Origin of the sequence: Paenibacillus tritici (assembly GCF_018207515.1) — a bacterium.
GTDB lineage: Bacteria > Bacillota > Bacilli > Paenibacillales > Paenibacillaceae > Paenibacillus_AQ > Paenibacillus_AQ tritici.
The window spans coordinates 6599985-6624762 of sequence record NZ_CP073365.1; the positions used below are offsets into that span (position 1 = coordinate 6599985).

Below are 24778 nucleotides of genomic sequence, written 5' to 3' on the forward strand. Positions count from 1 at the left end.
GCGTCAGGTTCAGCACCTTCTAGAACAACGCGTAATCGTCATTTATTTTACGGATAATATAGTTGACCGTCATGATCAGGAAGAAGCCGAACAGCGATTGATACAGACCGGCCGCAGTAGCCATCCCGACATCGAAGGTCACCTTCAGCGAGCGAAACACATACGTATCCAGAATATCTGTTGTATTGTACAGCACCCCGTTATTGCCGATCAGCTGGTAAAAGAGGTCAAATTGACCCTTCATAATACTTCCCAGCGAGAACAGCAGCAGCATAACAAAGGTCGATTTCAGCATCGGCACCGTGATATACCAGATCCGCTGAAAGATATGCGCTCCGTCGATTTTGGCCGCTTCATAATATTCCTCGCTGATGCCCGTGATGGATGCCAGGTAGATCACCATGCTGTAGCCGAGATTTTTCCACAGATAAAAGAGAATAATCAGCAAAATCCAGATGACCGGATTATTGTATACATCTACAGGATTCGCCCCGAATTGCGACAGCAGCGTATTCAAGAAACCGTTATCATAATTGAACACGTTGTAGACAATAACACTCAGTATAACGAACGAAACGAAATACGGCAGGAACATCACCGATTGGGTCAGCTTCTTGAACCATTTCACCCGCAGTTCACTGAGCAGAATAGCACAGACAATCGCCAGCACGTTCCCCAGCAGGATGAAGGCCAGGTTGTAGCCGATCGTATTGAGCGTCAGCTTCACCAGCGTCCCGGATCTCCAGAGAAATTCAAAGTTCTTCAGCCCCACAAAGGGAGCGTTGAACAGCCCGGAATTGAAGTCAAATTGCGTGAACGCATAATACACCCCGACCATCGGAAAATACGAATTAACCAGGAAAAACAGCAGTGTGGGCAGCAGCATCAGGAACAGCACCCGGTTATGGACCAATTCATGCCAAAAGCCCTTCTTCCTTCCCTTACGGGTGCCGGACCCGATCTGCGGTGATAGCCCGCCCGTTCCCTTCAATGGAAGCTGGGTGACAAGCAGTATACCGGTCTTGCGTTTGCGGTGTCTCAAAGCCTTCACTCTCCTCCTATGCCTATATAAGTTGCCGCGGTACCGGTCCGAAGCCTCCGCCCTTGATGGCCCTTATGGCTTCGTCCAATGGATGACCCCAGTATAGAAGCTGCGGCCTGCGGCTGAATAGTGAAGCTTCCGGCTATTCCTGTATTTTATTGCCAACCGGGCTGTGCACATATCATACTTTTGTGCAGTAACTGCAGCTGAACGCAAATAAGCCCCGGAATGCGCTCTTGATCAGAGCAGCATCCGGGGGTAAAGATCTGTATAGGCCACAGAGAGGGCAGATTTGCGATTTAAACTTGCTTGAATTAAATTATAGGTGATATACTCGGGAAAATGTACTAATTCTCCAACCTAAACTTTCATTATCTAAACCATGCTTCAGGAGGCCATCCTAATGAATCCGCTTCTATTCCGTATCCCTCCCCTGCCGCATTACATTGCCAGCGGCTTCAATCACTGCCAGCCCGGCTATCAGCACCGGAGCCGCCAGCATATCAAGGTATTTGATCTGCTGGTAGTCCGGCAAGGCAGCTTATATATCGGCGAAGAGGATCAGCGGTTCGTCGTGAAGGAAGGCGATGCCTTAATTCTGCGCCCGGACTGCCACCACTTTGGAACCGGAGGCTGCAAGGAGGAGACCTCCTACTATTGGCTTCACTTCCAGACCTTCCATGACTCACCTCCATTATCCGTAGCCGGACCGGATTCCGGTAATCCCAACGAATCTGCAGGAGAGCTTCCTGCCTCATTCTTCAATATCAGCTCATTTCATCTGCTGTTATCGCAGTTTGTCACCCTGCTTCAGCCGGACAAGGTATATGAGGTATTGACCCGGCTGGAGCAACTGCAGGACACCGCTCACCTCGAAGCCGTCCGTTTCAGCCAGCAGATTCTCTTCCAGGATATTCTGCAGCACCTGGCCGCCTCTGTGAACCCGGAGCACCGCAGCTCCCAGTCTACTGTATGTGCCGAGCAGGCTGCTTCTTATCTCCGTGCCCACTACCGTGAAGAGATCACTACAGCCATGCTGGGAGACAGCCTTAACTTTCATCCGGTCTATATCGCCCGCTGTATGAACAAGGAATATGGCTGTTCGCCCATGGAGTATCTGCTCCGCTACCGGATCGGCCAGAGCAAGCTGCTGCTTATGCAGACCAGCTTCCCTATCGCCGGGATTGCCGAGGAGGTCGGCTTCAACCAGGCCTCTTATTTCAGCTCCAGCTTCATGAAGCTGGAAGGGTTATCGCCGCGGGAATACCGCCAGCGTTTCTCATGAGACAGGCCAGGAATCAGGAATTTGCTGCTTTTGCCTCATTCGCCAAGGAGGAGAAATAAGCGATTTTATGATCTATTTTCTGGGCAAAGCTCTGAAAGAACTGAATCTTCTCCTCTATATGCTGTTTATGCTCCTGCAGTAACCTGCATTGGTCGGACAACGCATCGCTGCCTTCCTTCGAAAGAGCAATGAATTGCTTAATATCGGCAATCGCCATTCCGGTATCCTTGAGACAGCAAATTAACGAAATCAGCTCCAGATCCTCATCATCGAAACACCGGTTGCCGTTAACATCCCTTGCCACAACCGGCAATACGCCCTCCCGTTCGTAGTAACGCAGCGTATATTGGCTCAGTCCACTTTTTTGTGCTATGGTTTTGATGCTGTATCCCATCAGTATAACTCCTTTCCGGGTAAAGCTTTGCTGGCTTCACTTATAAAATACCACTGATCCGTTTCTATGAAAAGGCTCTCTATAATTCTATTGACTTACACCTAACTCTAAGGTCTAAGCTGAAGACAGTACTTTCATTGAAGGAGTGAATAATTAATGGTAAAAAGAATTAACGTGGCTAATGGTGCACTTGAAGTGGCTGAGATTTCACTAGGCTGTATGCGGATTGCAGATTTATCGCCAAAAGAGGCCGAAGTACACATTCATAGCGCTCTTGAAGTTGGCATAGACTTTTTTGACCATGCTGACATTTATGCCGGCGGTAAAGCTGAAGAAGTGTTCGGCAACGTTCTGGCTGCCAATCCCGGCATGCGGGACCGGATGATGATTCAGGCCAAATGCGGTATCCGCAACGGCTTTTTCGACTTCTCCAAAGAGCATATTGTAACTTCGGTTGAGAACAGCCTGAAGCGGTTACAGACCGATTATGTCGATGTACTTCTCCTTCACCGCCCTGACACGCTGATGGAGCCGGAGGAAGTAGCGGAAGCCTTCGATGATCTGGAGCGCAGAGGTCTGGTCAAGCACTTTGGGGTGAGCAACCAGAACCCGCTGCAGATTGAATTGCTGAAGAAGAACGTTAAGCAGCCCCTGCTCTTCAATCAGCTTCAGCTCAGCATTATGGTTACCGGCATGATTGACTCCGGCTTCAATGTCAATATGACCAACGCCGGTTCTGTAGTCCATGACGGAGGCATCCTGGAATACAGCCGTCTGCATGACATGACCATCCAGCCTTGGTCCCCGTTCCAGCATGGATTCTTTGAAGGTGTATTCCTCGGCAACGAGAGATTCCCCAAGGTCAATGAAGTAATTGACCGTCTCGCTGCGGACAAGGGTGTAGCCGATACGGCTATCGCCATCGCCTGGCTGCTTCGTCATCCGGCCCGTATGCAGCCGATTGTCGGCACTACCAACACGGCCCGTCTGCTCGATATCGCCAAAGCCTCTGACATTACCCTCAGCCGCCAGGAATGGTACGAGATTTACCGCGCTGCCGGAAATGTGCTGCCATAACGAAGAAGCAAGGTTAGATTGGTTATACGCATTTAGGACTGGAGCTTCCAAGAAAACACCGCTGGCTTTAGACGAAAGAGGTCTAAAGTCTGGCGGTGTTTTCTTTAACTACTTCGCGATCGGACTTGCTTTTTTACCCATCTTATAAATTCCAATCCAGGCTAACATTAATAAGATCTGAGCCAGAACGACCAGCCACAATACTTCCGTGAAACCTCCTATCAGGCAAAATATTGTATTAACCAGTGGGAACCCCAAGAAAGTAAACATGATCGGAAAATCTTTTTTGGGAGTGATTGAATAAATAACCTTCCGGTCCCAGAACTTTAGGAAAGCTAATGCTAAAACTCCGATTGTAATTACAGAAAGTGCAATCAAATTCACCCATTGCATATTAGAGGTTCTTTCGAAGAACGGCCCCATATAGTTAAAAAAGTTAGATAAAGGTGAGAACATACAAGCCAATGACGCAATGGCCGCCAGAAACGGATAGATGTAACCAACGGATTTACTGTAGCCTTTCTTTTTATGCCACCATTCCCCAATTAGAATAAAGACTGTCCAATACCCCGCTATATAAATCCATCCTGTAAAATTCATCACAGGTTCCCCATAGATTTGAGGTTCACCGGCCAGCGGATAATAAGTCCATCTTGCAATGCTTCCTTCCATGGTCTGAAATACCTGTTTAACGGCCACCGGGTCCAATGAAAAGTCAAAGACCATAGCGCTTAATCCCGTAATAAATGGTTTCGTCCATGATGGTATATTTATAGACTTTAGAACACGCAAAGTGGAATAAATGATCAGGAACTCAATAATAGGGACAGTAATCGGTATATTAAATAACATTAAAATACTCCGCCCATATGCATAGAAACCTTCCCCAAGCGATGACGCAGTAATTTCAAAAACGGCTGCGTAAAAAAACACAAAACCTATAAATTGCAGTAGAACCGTTTTGGGATGGGTTTCCTTATCAAGGATATAGAAAACCATTAGAACAGCAGCAATTAAGACGATAATATCTTGAATAATCCATACAGGCACTACAGTTATATCACCCATTTTTTTCCTCCATTTAGTTTAATTTGAATCGAATGTTCAAATAAATTATAATATCACTGTGTTAGTAAAACAACAGGCTGTTCGTTTGACTTCTGTTCGTTATCATACAAATCACATTAGATTTGTTCATTTACTATTTAATTATTTTAAATTAGGAGGATAATATGTCAGACAAAAAAACAGATCACAGAGTGAGATATACAAAAATGGTTATAAAAGAAAGCTTGTTGAAGCTTTTGACAGAACAGTCTATCAATAAAATTACAGTAACCGACATTTGCAGAGAAGCAAATATTAATCGCAACACCTTTTATTCACACTATGCGAATCAGTTTGAGCTTCTTGCAATGATCGAAAATGATCTTTACGAAGAAATTAAGCAGCTTGGGATTAGTTCTTCAAACCCTCAAAAGCTATCTTATGAATTATGTAAATATATAAAAGCGAATAAAACGATATGTGAGGTTCTGTTCTCAGAGCATGGCGATAAAGAATTATTAGAAAGAATCCTTTATATCAGTCACGATTTAACCATTGAGCGATGGAAGCAGGAATTAAAATATTATGATCCACAATTGTTTGAGTCTTGGTACACGTTTGCCGCTCATGGCAGTATAGCCATTATAAAAAAGTGGGTGAGCAGCGGTCTGAAGGAAAGCCCCGGTAAAGTCGCAGCTTTTATTGATAAAGCCACAGAGGCAGTCTCCAAAGCATTTTATGCCGAAGAAATATAAATCATTTCATTCTATTCTTCAGCCGCCAGGAATGGTACGAGATTTACCGTGCTGCCGGAAACCTGCTGCCATAAGGCAAAGCATCTGTATGACAAAACCCGCACACCTCCTCTTTAGTATAGGGGGTGTGCGGGTTTTTTTATCGCTTGCAAAAAATTTTATATCATCATACGCTTTTCACAGACATCGATGTACTTATATTTCGAAGGAGAACAAGTGTGAATAACAGAATTGAAAATTTCGAGAATCTGATTAAAACAGACTATGGCAATATTGCTGGTATTGTAGTACTGATCGGCAGCGAAAAGGTATATGAAAGCTATTTTGACGGCTACACCGCTTACGATACAATCCATGTTGCATCCGTGACCAAGAGCATTGTTTCTGCACTTATCGGCATTGCCATAGATCAAGGCTTTATTAAAAGCATAGATCAGAATGTATTGGAATTTTTTCCGGATTACACGATCAAGCGCGGCGAAAAAACGATACAGGATATCACAATTAAAAATATGCTGACAATGACCGCACCGTATAAATACAAATCGGAGCCCTATACAAAGGTCTATACCAGCGGGGATTGGACCAAAGCTGCGATGGACTTGTTGGGTGGCAAAGACAATCCTGGAGAATTCAAGTATTCCACAATCGGCATACAGGTCCTGTCGGGAATCCTCACCCATGCAACAGGCCAATCTGTACTTCATTTTGCCACCGATCATCTGTTTGAACCGCTTGGCATTGAAGCACCCGCCAGTGCAATGATCCATTGCAAAGAAGATTATTTGGCTTTCCTCAAAAATAAACATGTAAGCGGTTGGATGATGGACCCTATAGGCACCCATACTGCCGGTTGGGGGCTTGCCTTAACCGCCATGGATATGGCAAAAATCGGCCAAATGTACTTAAATCAAGGATGCTGGAACGGCAGACAAATTCTATCCTCAACATGGATCAAAGACAGCACCCAAGAAAGCAGCCGATGGGGAGATTTACCGTACGGATATTTATGGTGGATTGTTAGCAATGAGGGACTAGGTTGTTATGCGGCTTTGGGCGACGGCGGAAATGTGATTTTCGTAAATCCCGCGAAGAAAATGGTAGTTGCGATTGCTTCCCGTTTCATGCCGCGTGCGAAGGACAGAATCGAATTAATTAGAACGTATATTTCACCGTTGTTTGAAAAGAATCAGTGAGGCAAAGCCTCGCAAGTTTTTTCGCAGAAGAGGAGTCAAAAACCCGCGAAAAGCCTTGTGAAATAAAGGTTTTTCGCGGGTTTTCATGTTTTTATCAACGATGATCACGCAACAGCTCGTACGTCACATACACCGGTCGTCCTGTTCGTGGTTCAAGCATAATTTCGGCATCAATGGCAAACACCTCACGCAGCGTCTGTACCGTCATTACGCGCTCTGGCGAGCCATGCTCCACCACTTGGCCCTCACGGATTGCCACCATGTAGTCGGAGAAGCGTGCTGCCAGATTCAGGTCATGCAGCACCATCACAATCGTCACCTGCTGACTTCGATTCAGTTCCAATAGCAGCTCCAGCACTTCAAGCTGATGCGCCAGGTCCAGATAGGTGGTCGGTTCATCCAGCAGGATCAGATCAGTCTGCTGGGCGAGCGCCATCGCAATCCATACGCGCTGACGCTGACCGCCAGATAGTGTATCCACCTCACGATGCTCAAACGCAGTAAGCTGTGTAACCGATAAGGCCCAGGTGACGACATGCTTATCCTCTTTGGAGAGCTTGCCGAAGCCCCGTTGATGAGGGAAACGCCCATAGGCGACTAATTGGCCAACCGTCAATCCGCTCGGTGCAGTCGGTGTCTGGGGCAGAATCGCCATCTGCTTGGCCACTTCCTTGGTGGTCAGCGTACCGATATCAGCTCCATTCAGATAGACCGCACCATTTTCCGTCTTGAGCAACCGGCCTACTGCCTTAAGTATGGTTGATTTACCGCATCCATTGGGACCAATAATCGAGGTAATCTGTCCGCGCGGAATCTGTAAATCCAGTTCTTGTACAATAAGCGTGTCATTATAGGCAATATCGAGTTGTTGCGCTGTAATACTATCCATGATGTCCTCCTAGTTAGCCTTCGCCAGCAGATACAGAAAGTACGGAACACTGATGACCGTAATGATGATTCCCGTCGGCACATCTCCTCCAAGGCTAACCGTGCGCGTAATCGTATCCGCAAGCACCACGATTAATCCCCCGGTCAGGCTGGCAGCCGGAACGAGCATTTTGTGATCGGGTCCGACCAGTTTTCTTGCCATGTGAGGAGCGATCAAGCCCACGAAGAAGAAGCTTCCGCCCACAGCCACACTGCCAGAGGATAAAGCAACAGCAGCGATCGACAACCCCAAGAACTGCCGCTTCACGGCAAGACCCAGCCCTTCTGCTGTCTGATTGCCCAGATGGAGAACATTCAGCATGCGAGACTTGTAGAAAATATAACCGAGCAAAATCAAAACCCATGGTGCCAGTATGGAAATATAACGCCAATCATCGCCCCATAAGCTCCCCGCCAGCCAGTTCAGCATAAAGTTCATCTGCGATTCTTGTAGCTTGAGGGTCAGGAAAGTAGTCAACGCCCCATAGCCGCTTCCGAGCGCAACCCCGGTTAAGATCAAGCCGATGGGCGAGATGTCCCGGCCACGGCGATACGACAATAAGAAGATCAAGCCCGCCGCGAGCAGTCCGCCAACAAAAGCCAGCAGTGGCAGAGCAACAAAGGAACTCCTTCCTGTCGATGCTATGAATACGACGAACAACAGGACAAACAAGCCCGATCCCGAACTAATCCCCAGTGTTCCCGGACTAGCCATATCATTGCGCAGTAAACTCTGCATCACGACCCCTGCCGCTCCCATTCCCAGACCTACCAAGATCGACAGTACAATTCGTGGCATTCGAAAATCAAACACAATCAGATTTTGCTTGTCGGTACCTTTTCCCAGGAGGACATTCAGCACTTCCAGCGGTGAAAGATTCATCTTGCCTGAATTCATGCTAATGACCGCAAACATAAAGATGAGCACCAGTAGCACTACATTGACGATGATTCCCCGTTGCACCGTATAACGCTGCCTGATCATTCCAATTCCCTCCTTTGCCTGCGAGCCAGGAAGAGGAAGTACGGCACCCCAATGATAGAAAATATAATACCAATCGGTGTTTCGAATGGCTTATTGATCAAGCGGCCAGCCAGATCGGCCGATACCGTCAACAACGCACCATATATCGCAGCTGCCGGAATAATGTACCGGTAGTCGACACCCACCATATATCGCACCATATGCGGTGTAATCAGACCCACAAAACCAATCGGGCCAACCACAACAACAGCCAGTCCGGTCAGCACGAGCACAACAATCGTCGATAACCCTTTGACCAGTCCACTGCGGATACCAAGTCCACTTGCCACCTCATCCCCCAAACTGAGCAGGGTAACAGAAGGAGATAACGCCAGAGCCAACATAACACCACCAACAAACAGCGGAGAGATGATCAGTAATTCCTCCCACTTGGCCCCCGCTGTACTTCCTGATGTCCAGAACGCCAATGCTCTCCCCAGATTGTAATTGATCGCTAAATACTGACTGAGCGCGCCAAACAGCATGGAAATGGACAAACCTGCCAGTACCAGCCGCTGGGGCGTCATCCCTCGCTTGCCTAGTGACGCAACGAAGTAAGTGATCCCGGTGGCGAGCGCCGCCCCCAGACAAGCCAACAGCATCATCTGCCCATAAGAATAACCCGGCATGAAGGCCAGGCAGCATGCAATTGCGAAGGCTGCCCCAGAGCTGATCCCCATCAGTCCGGAGTCGGCCAGCGGATTGCGTGTCGTTCCCTGCATGATCGCACCACAAACCGCAAGGCTGCATCCGACAATCAGATCGGCTACGGTACGCGGAAGACGCAGGGTCTGAATAATTTGATGCTCAGTGAGTGTTGGATCAAATCGGAAAATAGCCTCCCATGCAGTCGCTAACCTCATATCGGCGGCGCCGAAGCTAATCGACGCCGCCGATATGAGAACCGTTAACCCAAGCCCTATCACCATGTACATGGTGAATTTCATCGCCCCGCGGCGTTTTTGTTGAGGCTTGTTTGTCATTATATTTCCCAATCCCCTTATTTCGCTAATGCCAGCAATTGATTCACAATATGATCTATCAATGCACTGGAAGTCATTATATCCGTGGACCAGGATAGCGATGAACCCACCATTACGATCCGATTTTGTTGCACAGCCGGTAGCAATTTCCAGATTGCCTGATCAGCAGGAACTTCCGTATCTCCTAAAGCGATCAAGTAATCCCCCATGTAAGCAGGCAGAGCCTCCATAGAGACTTCTCCCCAATATTTATCTGCAGCAATGATATCAGATTGGACTTTGGGCGGTGCCTTCATTTGAAGTTCATTATAGATAAGCACACCCACTGCATGTTTGGCTCCAGCGACGGAGCTACTTTTATCACTGAATTCTCCTAGAGTCACTGTCTTGTCTGAAAGGCCTGCATTTGTAAAAGCCAGCTTCGCTTCTTCAATTTTGCTCGCATAAGCATTCAACACAGCCTCAGCCTCAGCCGGCTTATTCAAAATATCGCCCATAAAACGGATCCGCTCTTCTGTAGTCATATCACCATAAGGGACATAAATGGTTGGAGCAATTTTGGATAGATCATCATAATTCTCTTCGCCCCAGGCTAAGATGATCAAATCAGGCTCAAGACTCATCACATCTTCCGGCTCCATCTTTATTTTAATAGAATCTTTAATCTGATTAGAATATACAGCCTCTGTCTCCCCCCTTGTCGCTCTCGCAACACCTAGTGGAGTTACACCTAAAGCCACCACATCACCAACCAGATAATCGACTACAACACGCTGAGGGTTGCTAGGTACCTCAATATCACCTTTTACTGTGGATATCGTTCTGGTCTGCGAGGCTGCTTCGGAAGCTTTCGTCTCCGGTACTTCCGTTTGCTTCGTCTGTTGTGTCTCCGCGGGCGGATTCACCGTTCCCCTGTTATTCGCTGGCGTCCCCGACGTACATGCCGTCAACAACAGCATCAAGCTCATCGCCGCCGCAAAAAGCATTTCTTTACTTCTAACTTGTCCAAACATGCTTGATTCCCCATCTCTATAAGACTTGACCAGATTCGCCAGTTCCCTCTCATTGTAATGAAGATGAGAATCATTATCAATACCATCAACCTGCATAGATAGTGCGTTTATTTTCCGGTAATCACTCGGCGTCATTTTGTAATACTTCTTAAACATCCGAAACAGGTTCTTCTCATCCACAAAGCCGGTTCCTGCTGCGATTTCTTTAATGGTTGCTTCTGTATTCTTTAAGCCATGGCAGGCAGCTTCTATCCTCCGCTGAATGAGGTACTCCTGTAAGCTCATCCCTTCCTTCTTTTTGAAGAGCCGCGTCAATTGCCCGCCGCTAATTCCAAACATATCGGCAATTTCTTTAAACATAATCGGCTCTCTGTAATGTTTATCAAGATACACTTTCGTAGAACAAGATGGATCTGGCTGGAGATACCGGGTCTCACCCTCCTCAAAATCTCTGTACACCCCATGAATCAATTGATAGAGAAAACTTTTGGCCTGCAACTGATTCATCGCCTTGCCACCGTTCCAGGCATTCATCATCTGTTGGAACAAATCGAGGACTAAGATGGGGTTACTTGGCGTATAACCATACTGTTGAACAAATGGATTCACCTGATCCAGTAATTGCTGCAGATACCTTTTGAGAAAAAGAGGTGATTCTGCTTTATAAAACACCATAAAAGTCCTCACACTCTCTCCTGTAGGCGAAATGCTAAGCAGGCTCCCCTTCCCGCCGTGAACCAAACCGAAACGTTCTATACCAAATGCGGTTTCATTCAGTTGAATTTGCGCTTCTCCTCCACATGCATAGATAAACATGCTACTAGGCATTTTGTAATGTTCCAAGGGGTATTGGGATACTATATTCTGAACACGCACATCTATTAAAGTAATGATCGAACGTGCCCATATACGGGCCATCGTATCAATGGTCTCTGGTGTAACCATCTGGCTTACCTCTGCTTTTTCCTGCACCAACCCGCACTCCCTCATCTCACTTATTTCTAATTTATAAATCTAAATTATTTATTACTCTAATATATATCATCCCAATATTTTGATTTTGATTATCATTATCATTTATAATAGATCAAGTATATCATCATTTAGTGATCTTTGAATCCAAATTCCAAATTGATAATTCGGTGGCTCCTTGGCCGCCAGCTATATGGGCAAGAACGCAAAAAAAGTCCACCAGATAATGTATCTGATGGACTCTTAGCTTTAATATAATACCGGCGAGAGGACTCGAACCTCCACGGTTTCCCACTCGATTTTGAGTCGAGCGCGTCTGCCATTCCGCCACGCCGGCGTATTCATTGATTAGTTCAAAAAGAAAAATGGAGGTGCCACCCAGATTTGAACTGGGGATAAAGCTTTTGCAGAGCTTTGCCTTACCACTTGGCTATGGCACCAAAATAATGGAGCGGACGACGGGAATCGAACCCGCGACCCTCGCCTTGGCAAGGCGATGCTCTACCGCTGAGCCACGTCCGCATATAATGGCTGGGGATATAGGAATCGAACCTATGAATGACGGAGTCAAAGTCCGTTGCCTTACCGCTTGGCTAATCCCCAATAAGTTGTTGAATAAAAATGGGGCGACTGATGGGTCTCGAACCCACGAATGCCGGAACCACAATCCGGTGCGTTAACCCCTTCGCCACAGTCGCCATATTAAGCTTTTTGAATGATATACCTTATAATTCTTATAAAAGAAATGGGGCGACCGATGGGTCTCGAACCCACGAATGCCGGAACCACAATCCGGTGCGTTAACCCCTTCGCCACGGTCGCCATATTAAACTTTTATAGAAAATTACTTGGCAGGGGCAGCAGGAATTGAACCCACACCAACGGTTTTGGAGACCGTTGTTCTACCTTTAAACTATGCCCCTAAAAATGGTGGAGGCTGATGGATTCGAACCACCGAACACGTACGTGAGCAGATTTACAGTCTGATGCGTTTGGCCACTTCGCTAAGCCTCCACGGGATGGTGCCGGCGAGAGGACTTGAACCCCCAACCTACTGATTACAAGTCAGTTGCTCTACCAATTGAGCTACACCGGCATATTAAGTTGTGTATGGTGGCGCGGGAGGGAATCGAACCCCCGACACAAGGATTTTCAGTCCTTTGCTCTACCGACTGAGCTACCGAGCCATATAAGTTATTTCATAAAGATAAAGATGGCGGAACCGACGGGATACTCTTCACTTCGTTACGAGATTGCGAAGTATTCCTTACGAAGCCTATGCTTCAACGAACCCAGGGAATTCTCATCCCTTAAGCCATTAAAATGGCGGAACCGACGGGATTCGAACCCGCGATCTCCTGCGTGACAGGCAGGCATGTTAGGCCAACTACACCACGGTTCCAAAACAATTGCGGGGGCAGGATTTGAACCTGCGGCCTTCGGGTTATGAGCCCGACGAGCTACCGGGCTGCTCCACCCCGCGTCATTGGTAAAAATCTATTCAGTTAAATCATAGATGGTGGAGGCTGAGGGGTTCGAACCCCCGACCCTCTGCTTGTAAGGCAGATGCTCTCCCAGCTGAGCTAAGCCTCCATGTATCAGTTCCAAAAAAATGGTGACTCGTATGGGATTCGAACCCATGTTACCTCCGTGAAAGGGAGGTGTCTTAACCCCTTGACCAACGAGCCATGCTGTGTAAAAAGTATTGCTACGGAGAGAGAGGGATTCGAACCCTCGAGACGCTTGTGGCGCCTACACGATTTCCAATCGTGCTCCTTCGGCCAAACTCGGACACCTCTCCATATGGCTCCCCGAACAGGACTCGAACCTGTGACAACTCGATTAACAGTCGAGTGCTCTACCAACTGAGCTATCAGGGAATATACATATCAGGCTTGATCGCCTGAAAACTGAATCCGAAACGAATTTGTGTATTAGTGTATTTGGATAAGCCCTCGACCGATTAGTATTGGTCAGCTCCATGCATTGCTGCACTTCCACCTCCAACCTATCTACCTCGTCGTCTTCAAGGGGTCTTACATACTGGGAAATCTCATCTTGAGGGGGGCTTCACGCTTAGATGCTTTCAGCGCTTATCCCGTCCGTACGTAGCTACTCAGCCATGCTCCTGGCGGAACAACTGATGCACCAGCGGTACGTCCATCCCGGTCCTCTCGTACTAAGGACAGCTCCTCTCAAATTTCCTGCGCCCACGACAGATAGGGACCGAACTGTCTCACGACGTTCTGAACCCAGCTCGCGTACCGCTTTAATGGGCGAACAGCCCAACCCTTGGGACCTACTTCAGCCCCAGGATGCGATGAGCCGACATCGAGGTGCCAAACCTCCCCGTCGATGTGGACTCTTGGGGGAGATAAGCCTGTTATCCCCAGGGTAGCTTTTATCCGTTGAGCGATGGCCCTTCCATGCGGTACCACCGGATCACTAAGTCCGACTTTCGTCCCTGCTCGACTTGTAGGTCTCGCAGTCAAGCTCCCTTATGCCTTTGCACTCTGCGAATGATTTCCAACCATTCTGAGGGAACCTTTGAACGCCTCCGTTACTCTTTAGGAGGCGACCGCCCCAGTCAAACTGCCCGCCTGACACGGTCCCCGTACCCGATAAGGGCACTAGGTTAGAACCTAGATACGATCAGGGTGGTATCCCAACGGCGCCTCCGCAGAAGCTTGCGCTCCTGCCTCAACGGCTCCCACCTATCCTGTACAGATCGTACCCAAATTCAATATCAAGCTGCAGTAAAGCTCCATGGGGTCTTTCCGTCTTGTCGCGGGTAACCTGCATCTTCACAGGTATTAAAATTTCACCGGATCTCTCGTTGAGACAGCGCCCAAGTCGTTACGCCATTCGTGCGGGTCAGAATTTACCTGACAAGGAATTTCGCTACCTTAGGACCGTTATAGTTACGGCCGCCGTTTACTGGGGCTTCGGTTCACAGCTTCGGGTTGCCCCTAACCACTCCCCTTAACCTTCCAGCACCGGGCAGGCGTCAGCCCGTATACTTCGCCTTACGGCTTCGCACAGACCTGTGTTTTTGCTAAACAGTCGCTTGGGCCTTTTCACTGCGGCCCCCTCGGGCTATTCACCCTACCGAGGCACCTCTTCTCCCGAAGTTACGAGGTCATTTTGCCGAGTTCCTTAACGAGAGTTCTTCCGCGCGCCTTAGAATTCTCTTCTCGCCTACCTGTGTCGGTTTGCGGTACGGGCACCTTCTCCTGACTAGAGGCTTTTCTTGGCAGTGTGAGATCATGACCTTCGCTACTATAATTTTCGCTCCCCATCACAGCCCAGCCTTCACGATGTGCGGATTTGCCTACACATCAGCCTCACTGCTTAGACGGACACATCCATCAGTCCGCGTCACTACCCTCCTGCGTCACCCCATCGCTCATAGCGGATTACGGTGGTACAGTAATTTCAAACTGTTGTCCTTCGACTACGCCTGTCGGCCTCGCCTTAGGTCCCGACTTACCCTGAGCGGACGAGCCTTCCTCAGGAAACCTTGGGCTTTCGGCGGATCAGATTCTCACTGATCTTTTCGTTACTCATACCGGCATTCTCACTTGTATGCGGTCCAGCGCTCCTTACGGTACACCTTCAACCCACATACAACGCTCCCCTACCCCAGATGCTAGTGCATCTAGCCATAGCTTCGGTGGTGTGTTTAGCCCCGTTACATTTTCGGCGCAGAGTCACTCGACCAGTGAGCTATTACGCACTCTTTCAATGGTGGCTGCTTCTAAGCCAACATCCTGGTTGTCTGTGCAACTCCACATCCTTTCCCACTTAACACACACTTGGGGACCTTAGCTGATGGTCTGGGCTGTTTCCCTTTTGACAATGGATCTTAGCACTCACTGTCTGACTCCCGGCAAGAAGTAAATGGCATTCGGAGTTTGACTGAGCTTGGTAACCCTTGCGGGCCCCGCACCCAATCAGTGCTCTACCTCCACCACTCCATTCACCGAGGCTAGCCCTAAAGCTATTTCGGGGAGAACCAGCTATCTCCGAGTTCGATTGGAATTTCTCCGCTACCCCCACCTCATCCCCGCATTTTTCAACATGCGTGGGTTCGGGCCTCCAGTGCGTGTTACCGCACCTTCACCCTGGACAGGGGTAGATCACACGGTTTCGGGTCTACGTCCACATACTCAATCGCCCTATTCAGACTCGCTTTCGCTGCGGCTCCGGCTTCTCACCTTAACCTTGCATGTTAAACGTAACTCGCCGGTTCATTCTACAAAAGGCACGCCATCACCCATAGAAAGGGCTCTGACTTTTTGTAAGCACACGGTTTCAGGTTCTATTTCACTCCCCTTCCGGGGTGCTTTTCACCTTTCCCTCACGGTACTGTTTCACTATCGGTCGCCAGGTAGTATTTAGCCTTAGCAGATGGTCCTGCTGGATTCATACGGGGTTTCACGTGCCCCGCACTACTCGGGATCCGTCTCGGAGAGAATATAGTTTAGGCTACAGGGCTTTTACCTCTATCGCGGGTCTTTCCAGACCTCTTCGCCTACCATATTCCTTTGTAACTCCATGTGAGACGTCCCACAACCCCAAGGGGCAAGCCCCTTGGTTTAGGCTGTTCCGCGTTCGCTCGCCGCTACTGACGGAATCACTATTGTTTTCTCTTCCTCAGGGTACTTAGATGTTTCAGTTCCCCTGGTCTGCCTCTACATTTCCTATGTATTCAGAAATGAGTAACTGCGAATTACCACAGCTGGGTTTCCCCATTCGGACACCCCCGGATCAAAGCTTGCTTACAGCTCCCCGAGGCAGTTTCGTTGTTCGCCACGTCCTTCGTCGGCTCCTGGCGCCTAGGCATCCTCCGTGTGCTCTTATTAGCTTAACCAACGCTCCGATGTTTGGCTGATTCGCTCATCTTGTTTTGAATGTTGTTCATGGATTGCTCCATTCACCAACACATTCAAAGCCAAAGGTCGCTTCATCATCCAAAATCTTCGCTTAGCATCACTATAATATTGAAACTTGTTTACACAAGTTCAGCTTAAAGGAATGTTCTAAAACGCAAATTCGTTTCGGTATCCAGTTTTCAAGGATCAAGGTAAAGATGAGAGCTTCAACTCTCAAAACTGACCAACGAGTGAGTAACAGGCCTAAACCTGAGTTGTGGAAGCTAAGCTTCCGATTTGAATGTTTCCATTGCAGGAAACGATTCTCCATAGAAAGGAGGTGATCCAGCCGCACCTTCCGATACGGCTACCTTGTTACGACTTCACCCCAATCATCTACCCCACCTTCGGCGGCTGGCTCCCTTGCGGGTTACCCCACCGACTTCGGGTGTTGTAAACTCTCGTGGTGTGACGGGCGGTGTGTACAAGACCCGGGAACGTATTCACCGCGGCATGCTGATCCGCGATTACTAGCAATTCCGACTTCATGCAGGCGAGTTGCAGCCTGCAATCCGAACTGAGACCGGCTTTGCTGGGATTGGCTCCACCTCGCGGTTTCGCTTCCCGTTGTACCGGCCATTGTAGTACGTGTGTAGCCCAGGTCATAAGGGGCATGATGATTTGACGTCATCCCCACCTTCCTCCGGTTTGTCACCGGCAGTCACTCTAGAGTGCCCAGCTCAACCTGCTGGCAACTAAAGTCAAGGGTTGCGCTCGTTGCGGGACTTAACCCAACATCTCACGACACGAGCTGACGACAACCATGCACCACCTGTCTCCGATGCTCCGAAGAGGGGCACTATCTCTAATGCTTTCATCGGGATGTCAAGACCTGGTAAGGTTCTTCGCGTTGCTTCGAATTAAACCACATACTCCACTGCTTGTGCGGGTCCCCGTCAATTCCTTTGAGTTTCAGTCTTGCGACCGTACTCCCCAGGCGGAGTGCTTACTGTGTTAACTTCGGCACCAAGGGTATCGAAACCCCTAACACCTAGCACTCATCGTTTACGGCGTGGACTACCAGGGTATCTAATCCTGTTTGCTCCCCACGCTTTCGCGCCTCAGCGTCAGTTACAGCCCAGAAAGTCGCCTTCGCCACTGGTGTTCCTCCACATATCTACGCATTTCACCGCTACACGTGGAATTCCACTTTCCTCTTCTGTACTCAAGTTACCCAGTTTCCAGTGCGACCTCAGGTTGAGCCCAAGGTTTAAACACCAGACTTAAATAACCGCCTGCGCGCGCTTTACGCCCAATAATTCCGGACAACGCTTGCCCCCTACGTATTACCGCGGCTGCTGGCACGTAGTTAGCCGGGGCTTTCTTCTCAGGTACCGTCACTCCGATAGCAGTTACTCTACCGGACGTTCTTCCCTGGCAACAGAGCTTTACGATCCGAAAACCTTCATCACTCACGCGGCATTGCTCCGTCAGGCTTGCGCCCATTGCGGAAGATTCCCTACTGCTGCCTCCCGTAGGAGTCTGGGCCGTGTCTCAGTCCCAGTGTGGCCGTTCACCCTCTCAGGTCGGCTACGCATCGTCGCCTTGGTGGGCCATTACCCCACCAACTAGCTAATGCGCCGCAGGCCCATCCCCAAGTGGCAGATTGCTCCGCCTTTCATTCTCTCTTCAGGAGAGGAAAGAAATTATCCGGTATTAGCTACCGTTTCCGGTAGTTATCCCAGTCTTGAGGGCAGGTTGCCTACGTGTTACTCACCCGTCCGCCGCTAAGTTAATCCGGAGCAAGCTCCTTCATAACTCCGCTCGACTTGCATGTATTAGGCATGCCGCCAGCGTTCGTCCTGAGCCAGGATCAAACTCTCCAAATTGGTATTTAGAAAGAGCGATTGCTCATTTTGAAACATCTGACGAGAATTTACATTCTCATTTTGGAAGTCACTTTCGTGATTTCCGATACTCACTCGTTGTTCAGTTTTCAAAGATCAAGCTCATCTCTCGTCGCCGTTTTTTGTCTCAGCAGCGACCTTTATAATATATCACAGCGCCCTCGTTTTAGTCAACCTTTTTTTTCGATTACTTTTTCCGGCTGATTTCCGACTGCATTGCTGCACATCGTTATGTCGGAGGGACGAGTTATAATTTAACATACGAACTACAACCTAGTCAACCCTAAATATTCCCTCCCCTTTTAACTCTCATGCAGAGCTGGACAAATAAAAAAAGAGAGTACATTCACTCTCTCCATTCTCCTGTTAATGCTCTCTGTGTAAAGGTGCTTCCACCAGTAGCTTCCCGTGTAATTAAAGGGTATACCGGATGGTATGTCCATCCCCTGCTTCAACTGCCCATGAGGCAATCTCACGAATCAAGGATCGGGATACAAGCTTGCGCAGCACAAGCGGCAGCTCTGCCTGAAGGGGACTGAGTCCTGAATGCTGCAGAAGTTCTTTAATACTCCATGCCTCCTTACGGCTGCCCAGAATATGAAGCAGCATGGCACAACAGTCAGCCATCTTGGACATGAGCGCAAATTCACAGGCAAGCAGTATCAGCTCAATTCTCTGGTCCAGGGTCTCTGTGCTGATTGTCAGTTCCTCGTATAGCTTATGGACTGGTGAGTTCATGCTTTTGACTTGTCCCCACACTGCCGGTTCCGGAAAATATCCTGCTTCACTCACTTCGATCCGTGCCCAATGATACAATGCCATAAGTACGCAATTATAAGCATCCATGGTACATCCCGCTTCAATGTAACGTTTAGACTTGATATACATATGTAAAAAACGGGAGAATTCCATAAATAACACCCGTTCTTTGAGCGGACCTTCAAACTGAATCAGCTGCTTCCGCATCTCTGCCAAAATCCCCTTAGGGTCCCAGATCACCTCTCCGGATATCAAGCTGGCAAGAAGCTCGTTATTATCCCCGGCCATCACAGCACGTTCAAGTGCAGACAGACCCACATGCACCGATTGCGTCCGCTTATCCCCAGCAATGGTATGGGTTATGACGCGTTCCGTCTCCTGTTCCTCATGCAGCATGAGAACCACCATATCAAAATCGTGCAGCAGTGCACTCTGAAACGTGGCATCCCCTCTTTGCCGCCAAGCAACGGCTCCCAGAACATTCTCCTCAAATGTCTCCCCACTTAATAGGGTCAAATTGGACAGTTCCATACTTCCCTCCATTAAATTTGGCGATTTAGCACCCAGTCAGTTATAATCTCTATAAATAATATTATTCTACATATTCATGCCAGTTCCTCCTGTACAACCGAACTATATTTCAGTTAGGAGATCATGCTCATGAAATTTAAATCGGCTAAAATCAATGCCTTTCGCACCTGGGGACTGCTGCTAACCATGCTGGGTATGGGACTTATGATCATGGGAACCGCAGGTATTGTATTCTGGGGCTCTGCCGGCAAGGTAGTCGCTGCCATCGGCCTTGTTATCGGACTAATCTCCATGATGGCCAGTCTGGCTATCTATTTCTGGGCCGGCATGCTCTCAACCAGTGCAGTTCAGGTGGAATGTCCGGAATGCCATAAGCAGACCAAAATGCTGGGCAAAACGGACCGCTGCATGTTCTGCCACACGATCCTCACCATGGACCCGGCACAAGCAACCATTACTGCCGAAGAACTGGAACTCCAGCAGCTCAAGCATTGAACCTATTCAAGCAGAGGTTACTGAAATCATGTGAATCTAATACATTCTTGTACTGCGCAAAAAGGTGCTGTCCACTTGGGACAGCACCTTTTTTAGAATAGAGTAACTTTATTTAATGATTGCCTTCAATGCTTCCCAAGCCTCCGGACTGGCGAAGCTCCGGTTCCAGGCAGCAACGCCGCCAAGCTTCAAGGATCTGGCAAGCTCAACCCTTGCTGTGAGTGAGGTTTTGTCCTCGATCCAGATTTTGCGGACAACCCCTTCTTCCTTATACTCCACGTAATTCTGTCCCGCTTCCTTATCGAATACCGGTGTCAGCTTCTTCTCGGCAAGGATTTCCTTGACGGCATTCATGCTAACAGCCTTGGAGCTAACCTTGGTCTTCCCCTTCACGGTGGCTTCGGTCCAGATACGCGTATAGAGCGGCACTCCCAGAATCAGCTTCTCTGCCGGCACTTCATCTTCTTCAATAATCCGGCTCATAGAACTCTTAACCCAGGGGAGCGAGGCAACAGAACCTGCGACCGGGCTGGCTGCCCAGTGTTCATCATAAGCCATTACGACCAGGAAGTCCGATACGGCACCAAGCGCCCGGCGGTCAAGGAACAGGGACCACATCTCGCTTTTGGATTTTGGCGTTACATCAATAGAAACAATCAGATTCCGGCTCTGGGCCATCGGCTTCAGTTCCCGCATGAACTGGGTAACATTCGGTCCATCCTTGGTGTACACATTCTCAAAATCAATATTAATACCATCCAGATTGTACAGGTCCGCATACTTTAGCATCTGCACAATAGTATTCATCCGTTTGTCATAAGTGGATAAGGCTTCAGTAGTCAAGTCGGGTTCAAAGCTGTTGCTCAGCAGTCCCCATACCTCCATCCCCTGATTATGCGCCCAATCCACATAGGAACGGTCAGCCTGGCTGCGCACATTACCGTTCACATCAATAATGCTGAACCAGGTAGGGCTAACTACGTTAACTCCCGGCAAATCAGCAAATTTGGCCGGATTCGGTTTGCGTTCGTACACGGCTTCCCAGAACATGTTAACAGGCTTGCCCTTCCAGCTGCGCTCAGCGCGTGTCGGCGCTGCGGGCTGTTTCTCTACTGTTGTGGTTCCGTCTGCGGTAATATCATCCGCTTGGACATAGCCTGCATAACCGTTGTCAAGCTGAGCATATACCCAGTCCTTAGTGTCTGTATTCCAGATCCTTACGACGGCTCCAGGAGCCATGTCCGCAAGAATGGGTGCATGTACGGAGGCTTCAGTGCGCAGAGCTTTGGTCTTCCCGCCTTCCTCACCTTTCACTTTGCCAAGCGGCACCGATTCCCCCGCAGTCATCAGCAGTACCGCACCGGTAGCCGTATCCTCGTTGATCTCGAAGCCGTACAAATTCTCCAGCGTGTCTACCGGAAGGTAGGTCACTTTATCCTTAACCTCAGGAGCAAGGCGAAGCTGCAGTGGTTCATTGTTCAGACTTGCTGCTGTTGATTCCTCCTGCATATACAGGAGACTGCTGTCCGTCGAGAGAATTACAGATTTGCTCTTGTCTTCATAACGGATAGAAGGGTCTACGTATTCCTGTAAAAAAGGCAGAGGTAACAGCATACTGTCCCCGGTACCTGAAGCGGAGTAACCCGTAAGCTGTCCTTTCACAAAAATCGGCTTGTCCAGCCCCTTCCAGTCAGGGTCCAGATGCTGGCGGTTCGGCAGTACATAATAAACAACCCAAAAGGCTGCAGCGGCTATAATGACAAGTCCCAGTAAGCGGCGAAAAAGACTTCCACGCTTTTTGACGCGTCCTTGTCTCTGTCTTCTGTCCAAAATAGGTCCTCCAAACAATATATTGAATTTTTAAATGCAGGCAACGCTTCTGTTAAGTATACGCCATGCGGGTCTTATTGGTTGCGCCAATCTCTTGGAAGGTTTGTCTTAATGTAACAAAAAAACGTGTAAAATCCGCATTCGGACTCTACACGCTTATAGATAAACTTGCCTTTCAGTGCCGCTTCTCGCCGCAGCATTTACACACACCATACAGTTCCATACGTAATCCATGAATCTTGAAGCCTGTGGCCAACTCGGCCTGATGCTCTACTTCATGGAGAGAGGAATAACTGAAATCCTCAATCTTGCCGCAATCCTGGCAGATGACATGATAATGATCAGACACATTGGCATCGAAACGGCTGGAATTGTCACCGTAGGTCAGCTCGCGGACCATACCCGCTTCCATGAACATCTTAAGATTGTTATACACAGTTGCCACACTCATACTTGGAAACTGAGGCTCAAGTGCTCGGTAAATATCGTCTGCCGTAGGATGATTCATCGCTTCCATCAGATACGTTAGAATCGCATGACGCTGAGGCGTAATACGGACACCGGTTGTCTTCAATTGCTCCAATGCATGCTGTACGCCACTACCCATCCGTGCCACCGCCTTTAATTAAACAACTTAATAATAATTCTAATGTAATTGTAAGACTGTGCTTTCAACGTTGTCAATGAGGTGATTACATTATATTTATTATTATATAATAAAAATTCCTTAATTCAATATTTGCTCACATTTAAATTGCTGTTTCCGTCCACCCGCAGCTTATATTCGCCGGTGCCAATTTGGCCGGAGAGGACTTTTTTGTCAATTACGAGCCCTGGCAGATCTGTAACGATATCACCGTAGCCGCTGGAGCCCTCCACCGTATAATTACCCGTAAGCGGCAGGAACAGCTCAATATCCCCCACGGCACTGTAAATATCCCAGTCCCCCCCGAAATCTCCGGAACGGATATTGATCCGGCCGTTCATTGATTCGGCATGCAGCTTGGCTCTCGCCCCTGACACCTCCACATTGCCGTTCTTCGTGGACACCTCCACCGTATCTCCGCTGTCATATGCCGTGATGTTGCCGACCGCCGTTGACAGCTTCAGAGCGCCTCTAACGTCCCAGGCCCCCATATCGCCGCCGCTTGTCCCCAGTTCAACATTGCCGAGGACGTCTCTGGCGCGTACGGCACCGTTCAGGGTTTTGCCTTTGACATTGCCGTAAATACGGTGCAGGATCAGTTCCCCGTTCCCGGTCTCCAGTGAAATGTCTGCAATGGCTTCAACATTCTGCAGTGTAATACCGCCGTTCATTGTTCGGACACTCAGGTCAAACCGGCGGTCTTCCGGCAGAGAAATATCGAGGTTGATTCGCGGCTGGCGTTTGCCGGATTCACCGTAGGCCTTGCTCTGGGGAGTGATCTTGATGGTGGTCCCCTCTGTCACTTCGACAAAGGACTGGTCCGCTATAGACTCGGCCAGGACCCCGTCCAGCTGGTCTACCCATACTGTCGCAGTAATCTCGATATCCTCGACAGCCGCCCGGTGAATGAGAATATCTCCGTTAATCGCATCTATACTGACTTTGGAAGTATTCAGCTCAACCGGGACGATCAGGGGGGCCTTCTCGTAGCTGCTTCCTTGCGCTTCTCCGTAATCGACTGCCGCCGCAGTCAGATTAAGACTCACCTTGTTCCACAGGTGCAGATAGTGCTCCTGCTCGGTCACGATGAATACACAGGCAGCCAGTATTACAGCAGAGAACAATCCCCGCACATCCATCCGGGCTCTGCCGGCCGTGACGCTCTGTTGCCGGCGGGAGAACACGTAGATCAGCAGATACTCTACTCCCCATAATACGGGTACAAGGGGCCACCATTTCAGCAACAGCATCATATGGTCTGTCCCGTTAAGCCAGTCAAGGAGGAGGAGAACTCCGACAGCAACCAGCGTGACTGATGCAGTATATCTGCCAATCCGCCGTTTCCTCCGTTCCTTGCTTAGACGCGCGGTAGAGTTCTTGGCGATCTCTCTTATGCCCATAAGCAGCCCCAGGACGATTAGCAGAGTTGCCACAGCAGCACCCGCAGAATTCTCAATGAATAATTGAAGCCAGGGCGGCCTCTGCTGGAAGAGAAACAGCAGCGCCCCGCCGACAAGCAGCATGAGCCCAAAGGAAATTCCCGGCTCGCTGATCCTCACCCGGCGCCTGGCTGTTGCCGCAGCATTCATAGCGTCCGGTTCTTCAAGGTCTTGCTCTTCAGGAAACCGCAGAATACGGTCTGCTGCCTGTAGCGCATCAAACACATTATAGAAGTACATTGCCGGGATCAGCAGCGCCAGCAGAATCAGCAGCGGTACATTGATTTGCATGCCTATAGACGAGAAATACAGCAGCGCCACAATATCCAGCAGCAGCAGAAAAATGAAAGAAATCCCCTTGCGGAGCAGCCCGAGATAGAGATGTCCCGTGCCGGGAAGTACAGCAGCCAGCAGGCCGGTTATAAATTTCCGTTTGCGGGGACGGCGCTTGGGACGGGGCGGTATATAAGGAGCTTTCCATTCTTCGTCAGCTTCAGCCTGCGGTAAGCCAGTCTCTCTCTCTTCATCCTGCACGGGACAATCCTCATGTTCCTGATAACCGGAATTCATCCTCGGTACTCC

At 49.0% G+C, this 24778-nt stretch carries 16 protein-coding genes, 16 tRNA genes and 2 rRNA genes; 5 read left to right on the top strand and 29 right to left on the bottom strand.

Annotation, left to right across the window (positions count from 1 at the left end; genetic code table 11):
- Positions 1-19: 19 nt before the first annotated feature.
- The gene (locus tag KDC22_RS28285; RefSeq protein ID WP_246553795.1) at positions 20-886 is read right to left on the bottom strand and encodes an ABC transporter permease; all 867 of its coding nucleotides are present in this window, start codon (positions 884-886) and stop codon (positions 20-22) included.
- A 559-nt stretch (positions 887-1445) separates the two neighbouring features.
- On the opposite strand from KDC22_RS28285, the gene KDC22_RS28290 reads away from it, so the two are divergent.
- Positions 1446-2327 carry an AraC family transcriptional regulator gene (locus tag KDC22_RS28290; RefSeq protein ID WP_211721127.1) on the top strand — a complete coding sequence of 294 codons (882 nt, stop codon included), beginning with the start codon at positions 1446-1448 and terminating at the stop codon, positions 2325-2327.
- A 13-nt stretch (positions 2328-2340) separates the two neighbouring features.
- Here KDC22_RS28290 and KDC22_RS28295 read toward each other — a convergent pair whose 3' ends face one another.
- On the bottom strand, positions 2341-2721 hold the full coding sequence (locus KDC22_RS28295; RefSeq protein WP_216857504.1) for a MerR family transcriptional regulator: 381 nt from the start codon (positions 2719-2721) through the stop codon (positions 2341-2343).
- A 156-nt stretch (positions 2722-2877) separates the two neighbouring features.
- Between KDC22_RS28295 and KDC22_RS28300 the strand changes: the two genes are divergently transcribed.
- Positions 2878-3798: an aldo/keto reductase gene (locus KDC22_RS28300; RefSeq protein ID WP_173140563.1), complete on the top strand. Its 921-nt coding sequence runs from the start codon at positions 2878-2880 to the stop codon at positions 3796-3798.
- Between the two features lie 108 nt (positions 3799-3906).
- On the opposite strand, the gene KDC22_RS28305 is transcribed toward KDC22_RS28300, so the two are convergent.
- On the bottom strand, positions 3907-4866 hold the full coding sequence (locus KDC22_RS28305; RefSeq protein ID WP_211721128.1) for a carotenoid biosynthesis protein: 960 nt from the start codon (positions 4864-4866) through the stop codon (positions 3907-3909).
- Between the two features lie 164 nt (positions 4867-5030).
- Between KDC22_RS28305 and KDC22_RS28310 the strand changes: the two genes are divergently transcribed.
- Positions 5031-5600 carry a TetR/AcrR family transcriptional regulator gene (locus KDC22_RS28310; RefSeq protein ID WP_211721129.1) on the top strand — a complete coding sequence of 190 codons (570 nt, stop codon included), beginning with the start codon at positions 5031-5033 and terminating at the stop codon, positions 5598-5600.
- A gap of 218 nt (positions 5601-5818) precedes the next feature.
- A complete protein-coding gene (locus tag KDC22_RS28315; protein WP_246553060.1) occupies positions 5819-6796 on the top strand; it encodes a serine hydrolase domain-containing protein in 978 nt (325 codons plus the stop codon).
- A gap of 94 nt (positions 6797-6890) precedes the next feature.
- Here KDC22_RS28315 and KDC22_RS28320 read toward each other — a convergent pair whose 3' ends face one another.
- From KDC22_RS28320 to KDC22_RS28430, 23 genes are all read right to left on the bottom strand, one after another.
- Positions 6891-7685: an ABC transporter ATP-binding protein gene (locus tag KDC22_RS28320; protein WP_211721130.1), complete on the bottom strand. Its 795-nt coding sequence runs from the start codon at positions 7683-7685 to the stop codon at positions 6891-6893.
- 9 nt (positions 7686-7694) lie between these two features.
- Positions 7695-8708, bottom strand: coding sequence for a FecCD family ABC transporter permease (locus KDC22_RS28325; protein ID WP_211721131.1), 1014 nt, complete (start codon positions 8706-8708; stop codon positions 7695-7697).
- On the bottom strand, positions 8705-9730 hold the full coding sequence (locus tag KDC22_RS28330) for a FecCD family ABC transporter permease (RefSeq protein ID WP_211721132.1): 1026 nt from the start codon (positions 9728-9730) through the stop codon (positions 8705-8707). Before KDC22_RS28330 ends, KDC22_RS28325 begins: the two co-directional genes overlap by 4 nt.
- Positions 9731-9747: 17 nt before the next feature.
- Positions 9748-11715: an AraC family transcriptional regulator gene (locus tag KDC22_RS28335; protein WP_211721133.1), complete on the bottom strand. Its 1968-nt coding sequence runs from the start codon at positions 11713-11715 to the stop codon at positions 9748-9750.
- A gap of 258 nt (positions 11716-11973) precedes the next feature.
- Positions 11974-12052: transfer RNA gene (locus KDC22_RS28340), tRNA-Leu, on the bottom strand.
- A gap of 29 nt (positions 12053-12081) precedes the next feature.
- Positions 12082-12155, bottom strand: a tRNA-Cys gene (locus KDC22_RS28345).
- A gap of 7 nt (positions 12156-12162) precedes the next feature.
- Positions 12163-12237, bottom strand: a tRNA-Gly gene (locus KDC22_RS28350).
- Positions 12238-12243: 6 nt separating this feature from the next.
- Positions 12244-12318, bottom strand: a tRNA-Gln gene (locus tag KDC22_RS28355).
- A 19-nt stretch (positions 12319-12337) separates the two neighbouring features.
- Positions 12338-12413, bottom strand: a tRNA-His gene (locus tag KDC22_RS28360).
- A 48-nt stretch (positions 12414-12461) separates the two neighbouring features.
- A tRNA-His gene (locus KDC22_RS28365) sits at positions 12462-12537 on the bottom strand.
- 27 nt (positions 12538-12564) lie between these two features.
- Positions 12565-12638: transfer RNA gene (locus KDC22_RS28370), tRNA-Trp, on the bottom strand.
- A gap of 5 nt (positions 12639-12643) precedes the next feature.
- Positions 12644-12729, bottom strand: a tRNA-Tyr gene (locus tag KDC22_RS28375).
- A gap of 6 nt (positions 12730-12735) precedes the next feature.
- Positions 12736-12811: transfer RNA gene (locus KDC22_RS28380), tRNA-Thr, on the bottom strand.
- A 15-nt stretch (positions 12812-12826) separates the two neighbouring features.
- Positions 12827-12902: transfer RNA gene (locus tag KDC22_RS28385), tRNA-Phe, on the bottom strand.
- A gap of 137 nt (positions 12903-13039) precedes the next feature.
- Positions 13040-13117: transfer RNA gene (locus tag KDC22_RS28390), tRNA-Asp, on the bottom strand.
- A gap of 7 nt (positions 13118-13124) precedes the next feature.
- Positions 13125-13198 (bottom strand) — tRNA-Met (locus tag KDC22_RS28395).
- 34 nt (positions 13199-13232) lie between these two features.
- Positions 13233-13308: transfer RNA gene (locus KDC22_RS28400), tRNA-Val, on the bottom strand.
- Between the two features lie 20 nt (positions 13309-13328).
- Positions 13329-13403: transfer RNA gene (locus KDC22_RS28405), tRNA-Glu, on the bottom strand.
- A 23-nt stretch (positions 13404-13426) separates the two neighbouring features.
- A tRNA-Ser gene (locus KDC22_RS28410) sits at positions 13427-13516 on the bottom strand.
- A gap of 3 nt (positions 13517-13519) precedes the next feature.
- Positions 13520-13595: transfer RNA gene (locus KDC22_RS28415), tRNA-Asn, on the bottom strand.
- A 63-nt stretch (positions 13596-13658) separates the two neighbouring features.
- Positions 13659-16588, bottom strand: a 23S ribosomal RNA gene (locus tag KDC22_RS28420).
- Positions 16589-16922: 334 nt separating this feature from the next.
- Positions 16923-18478 (bottom strand): 16S ribosomal RNA (locus tag KDC22_RS28425).
- The 16S and 23S rRNA genes sit together here with 16 tRNA genes alongside, the layout of an rRNA operon.
- Positions 18479-18910: 432 nt before the next feature.
- The gene (locus tag KDC22_RS28430) at positions 18911-19786 is read right to left on the bottom strand and encodes a nucleotidyltransferase-like protein (protein ID WP_211721134.1); all 876 of its coding nucleotides are present in this window, start codon (positions 19784-19786) and stop codon (positions 18911-18913) included.
- A 129-nt stretch (positions 19787-19915) separates the two neighbouring features.
- On the opposite strand from KDC22_RS28430, the gene KDC22_RS28435 reads away from it, so the two are divergent.
- Positions 19916-20281 (top strand): DUF2614 family zinc ribbon-containing protein, encoded by a 366-nt coding sequence (locus KDC22_RS28435; protein WP_173141367.1) that lies wholly within the window; start codon positions 19916-19918, stop codon positions 20279-20281.
- Between the two features lie 108 nt (positions 20282-20389).
- Here KDC22_RS28435 and KDC22_RS28440 read toward each other — a convergent pair whose 3' ends face one another.
- The 3 genes from KDC22_RS28440 to KDC22_RS28450 form a co-directional block, all read right to left on the bottom strand.
- Positions 20390-22111 carry a glycosyl hydrolase family 18 protein gene (locus tag KDC22_RS28440; RefSeq protein WP_211721135.1) on the bottom strand — a complete coding sequence of 574 codons (1722 nt, stop codon included), beginning with the start codon at positions 22109-22111 and terminating at the stop codon, positions 20390-20392.
- 175 nt (positions 22112-22286) lie between these two features.
- On the bottom strand, positions 22287-22718 hold the full coding sequence (locus tag KDC22_RS28445) for a Fur family transcriptional regulator (RefSeq protein ID WP_173139638.1): 432 nt from the start codon (positions 22716-22718) through the stop codon (positions 22287-22289).
- Positions 22719-22843: 125 nt separating this feature from the next.
- Entirely contained in the window at positions 22844-24766 is a 1923-nt protein-coding gene (locus KDC22_RS28450; protein WP_246553063.1) for a DUF4097 family beta strand repeat-containing protein, read from the bottom strand.
- Positions 24767-24778 lie beyond the last annotated feature (12 nt).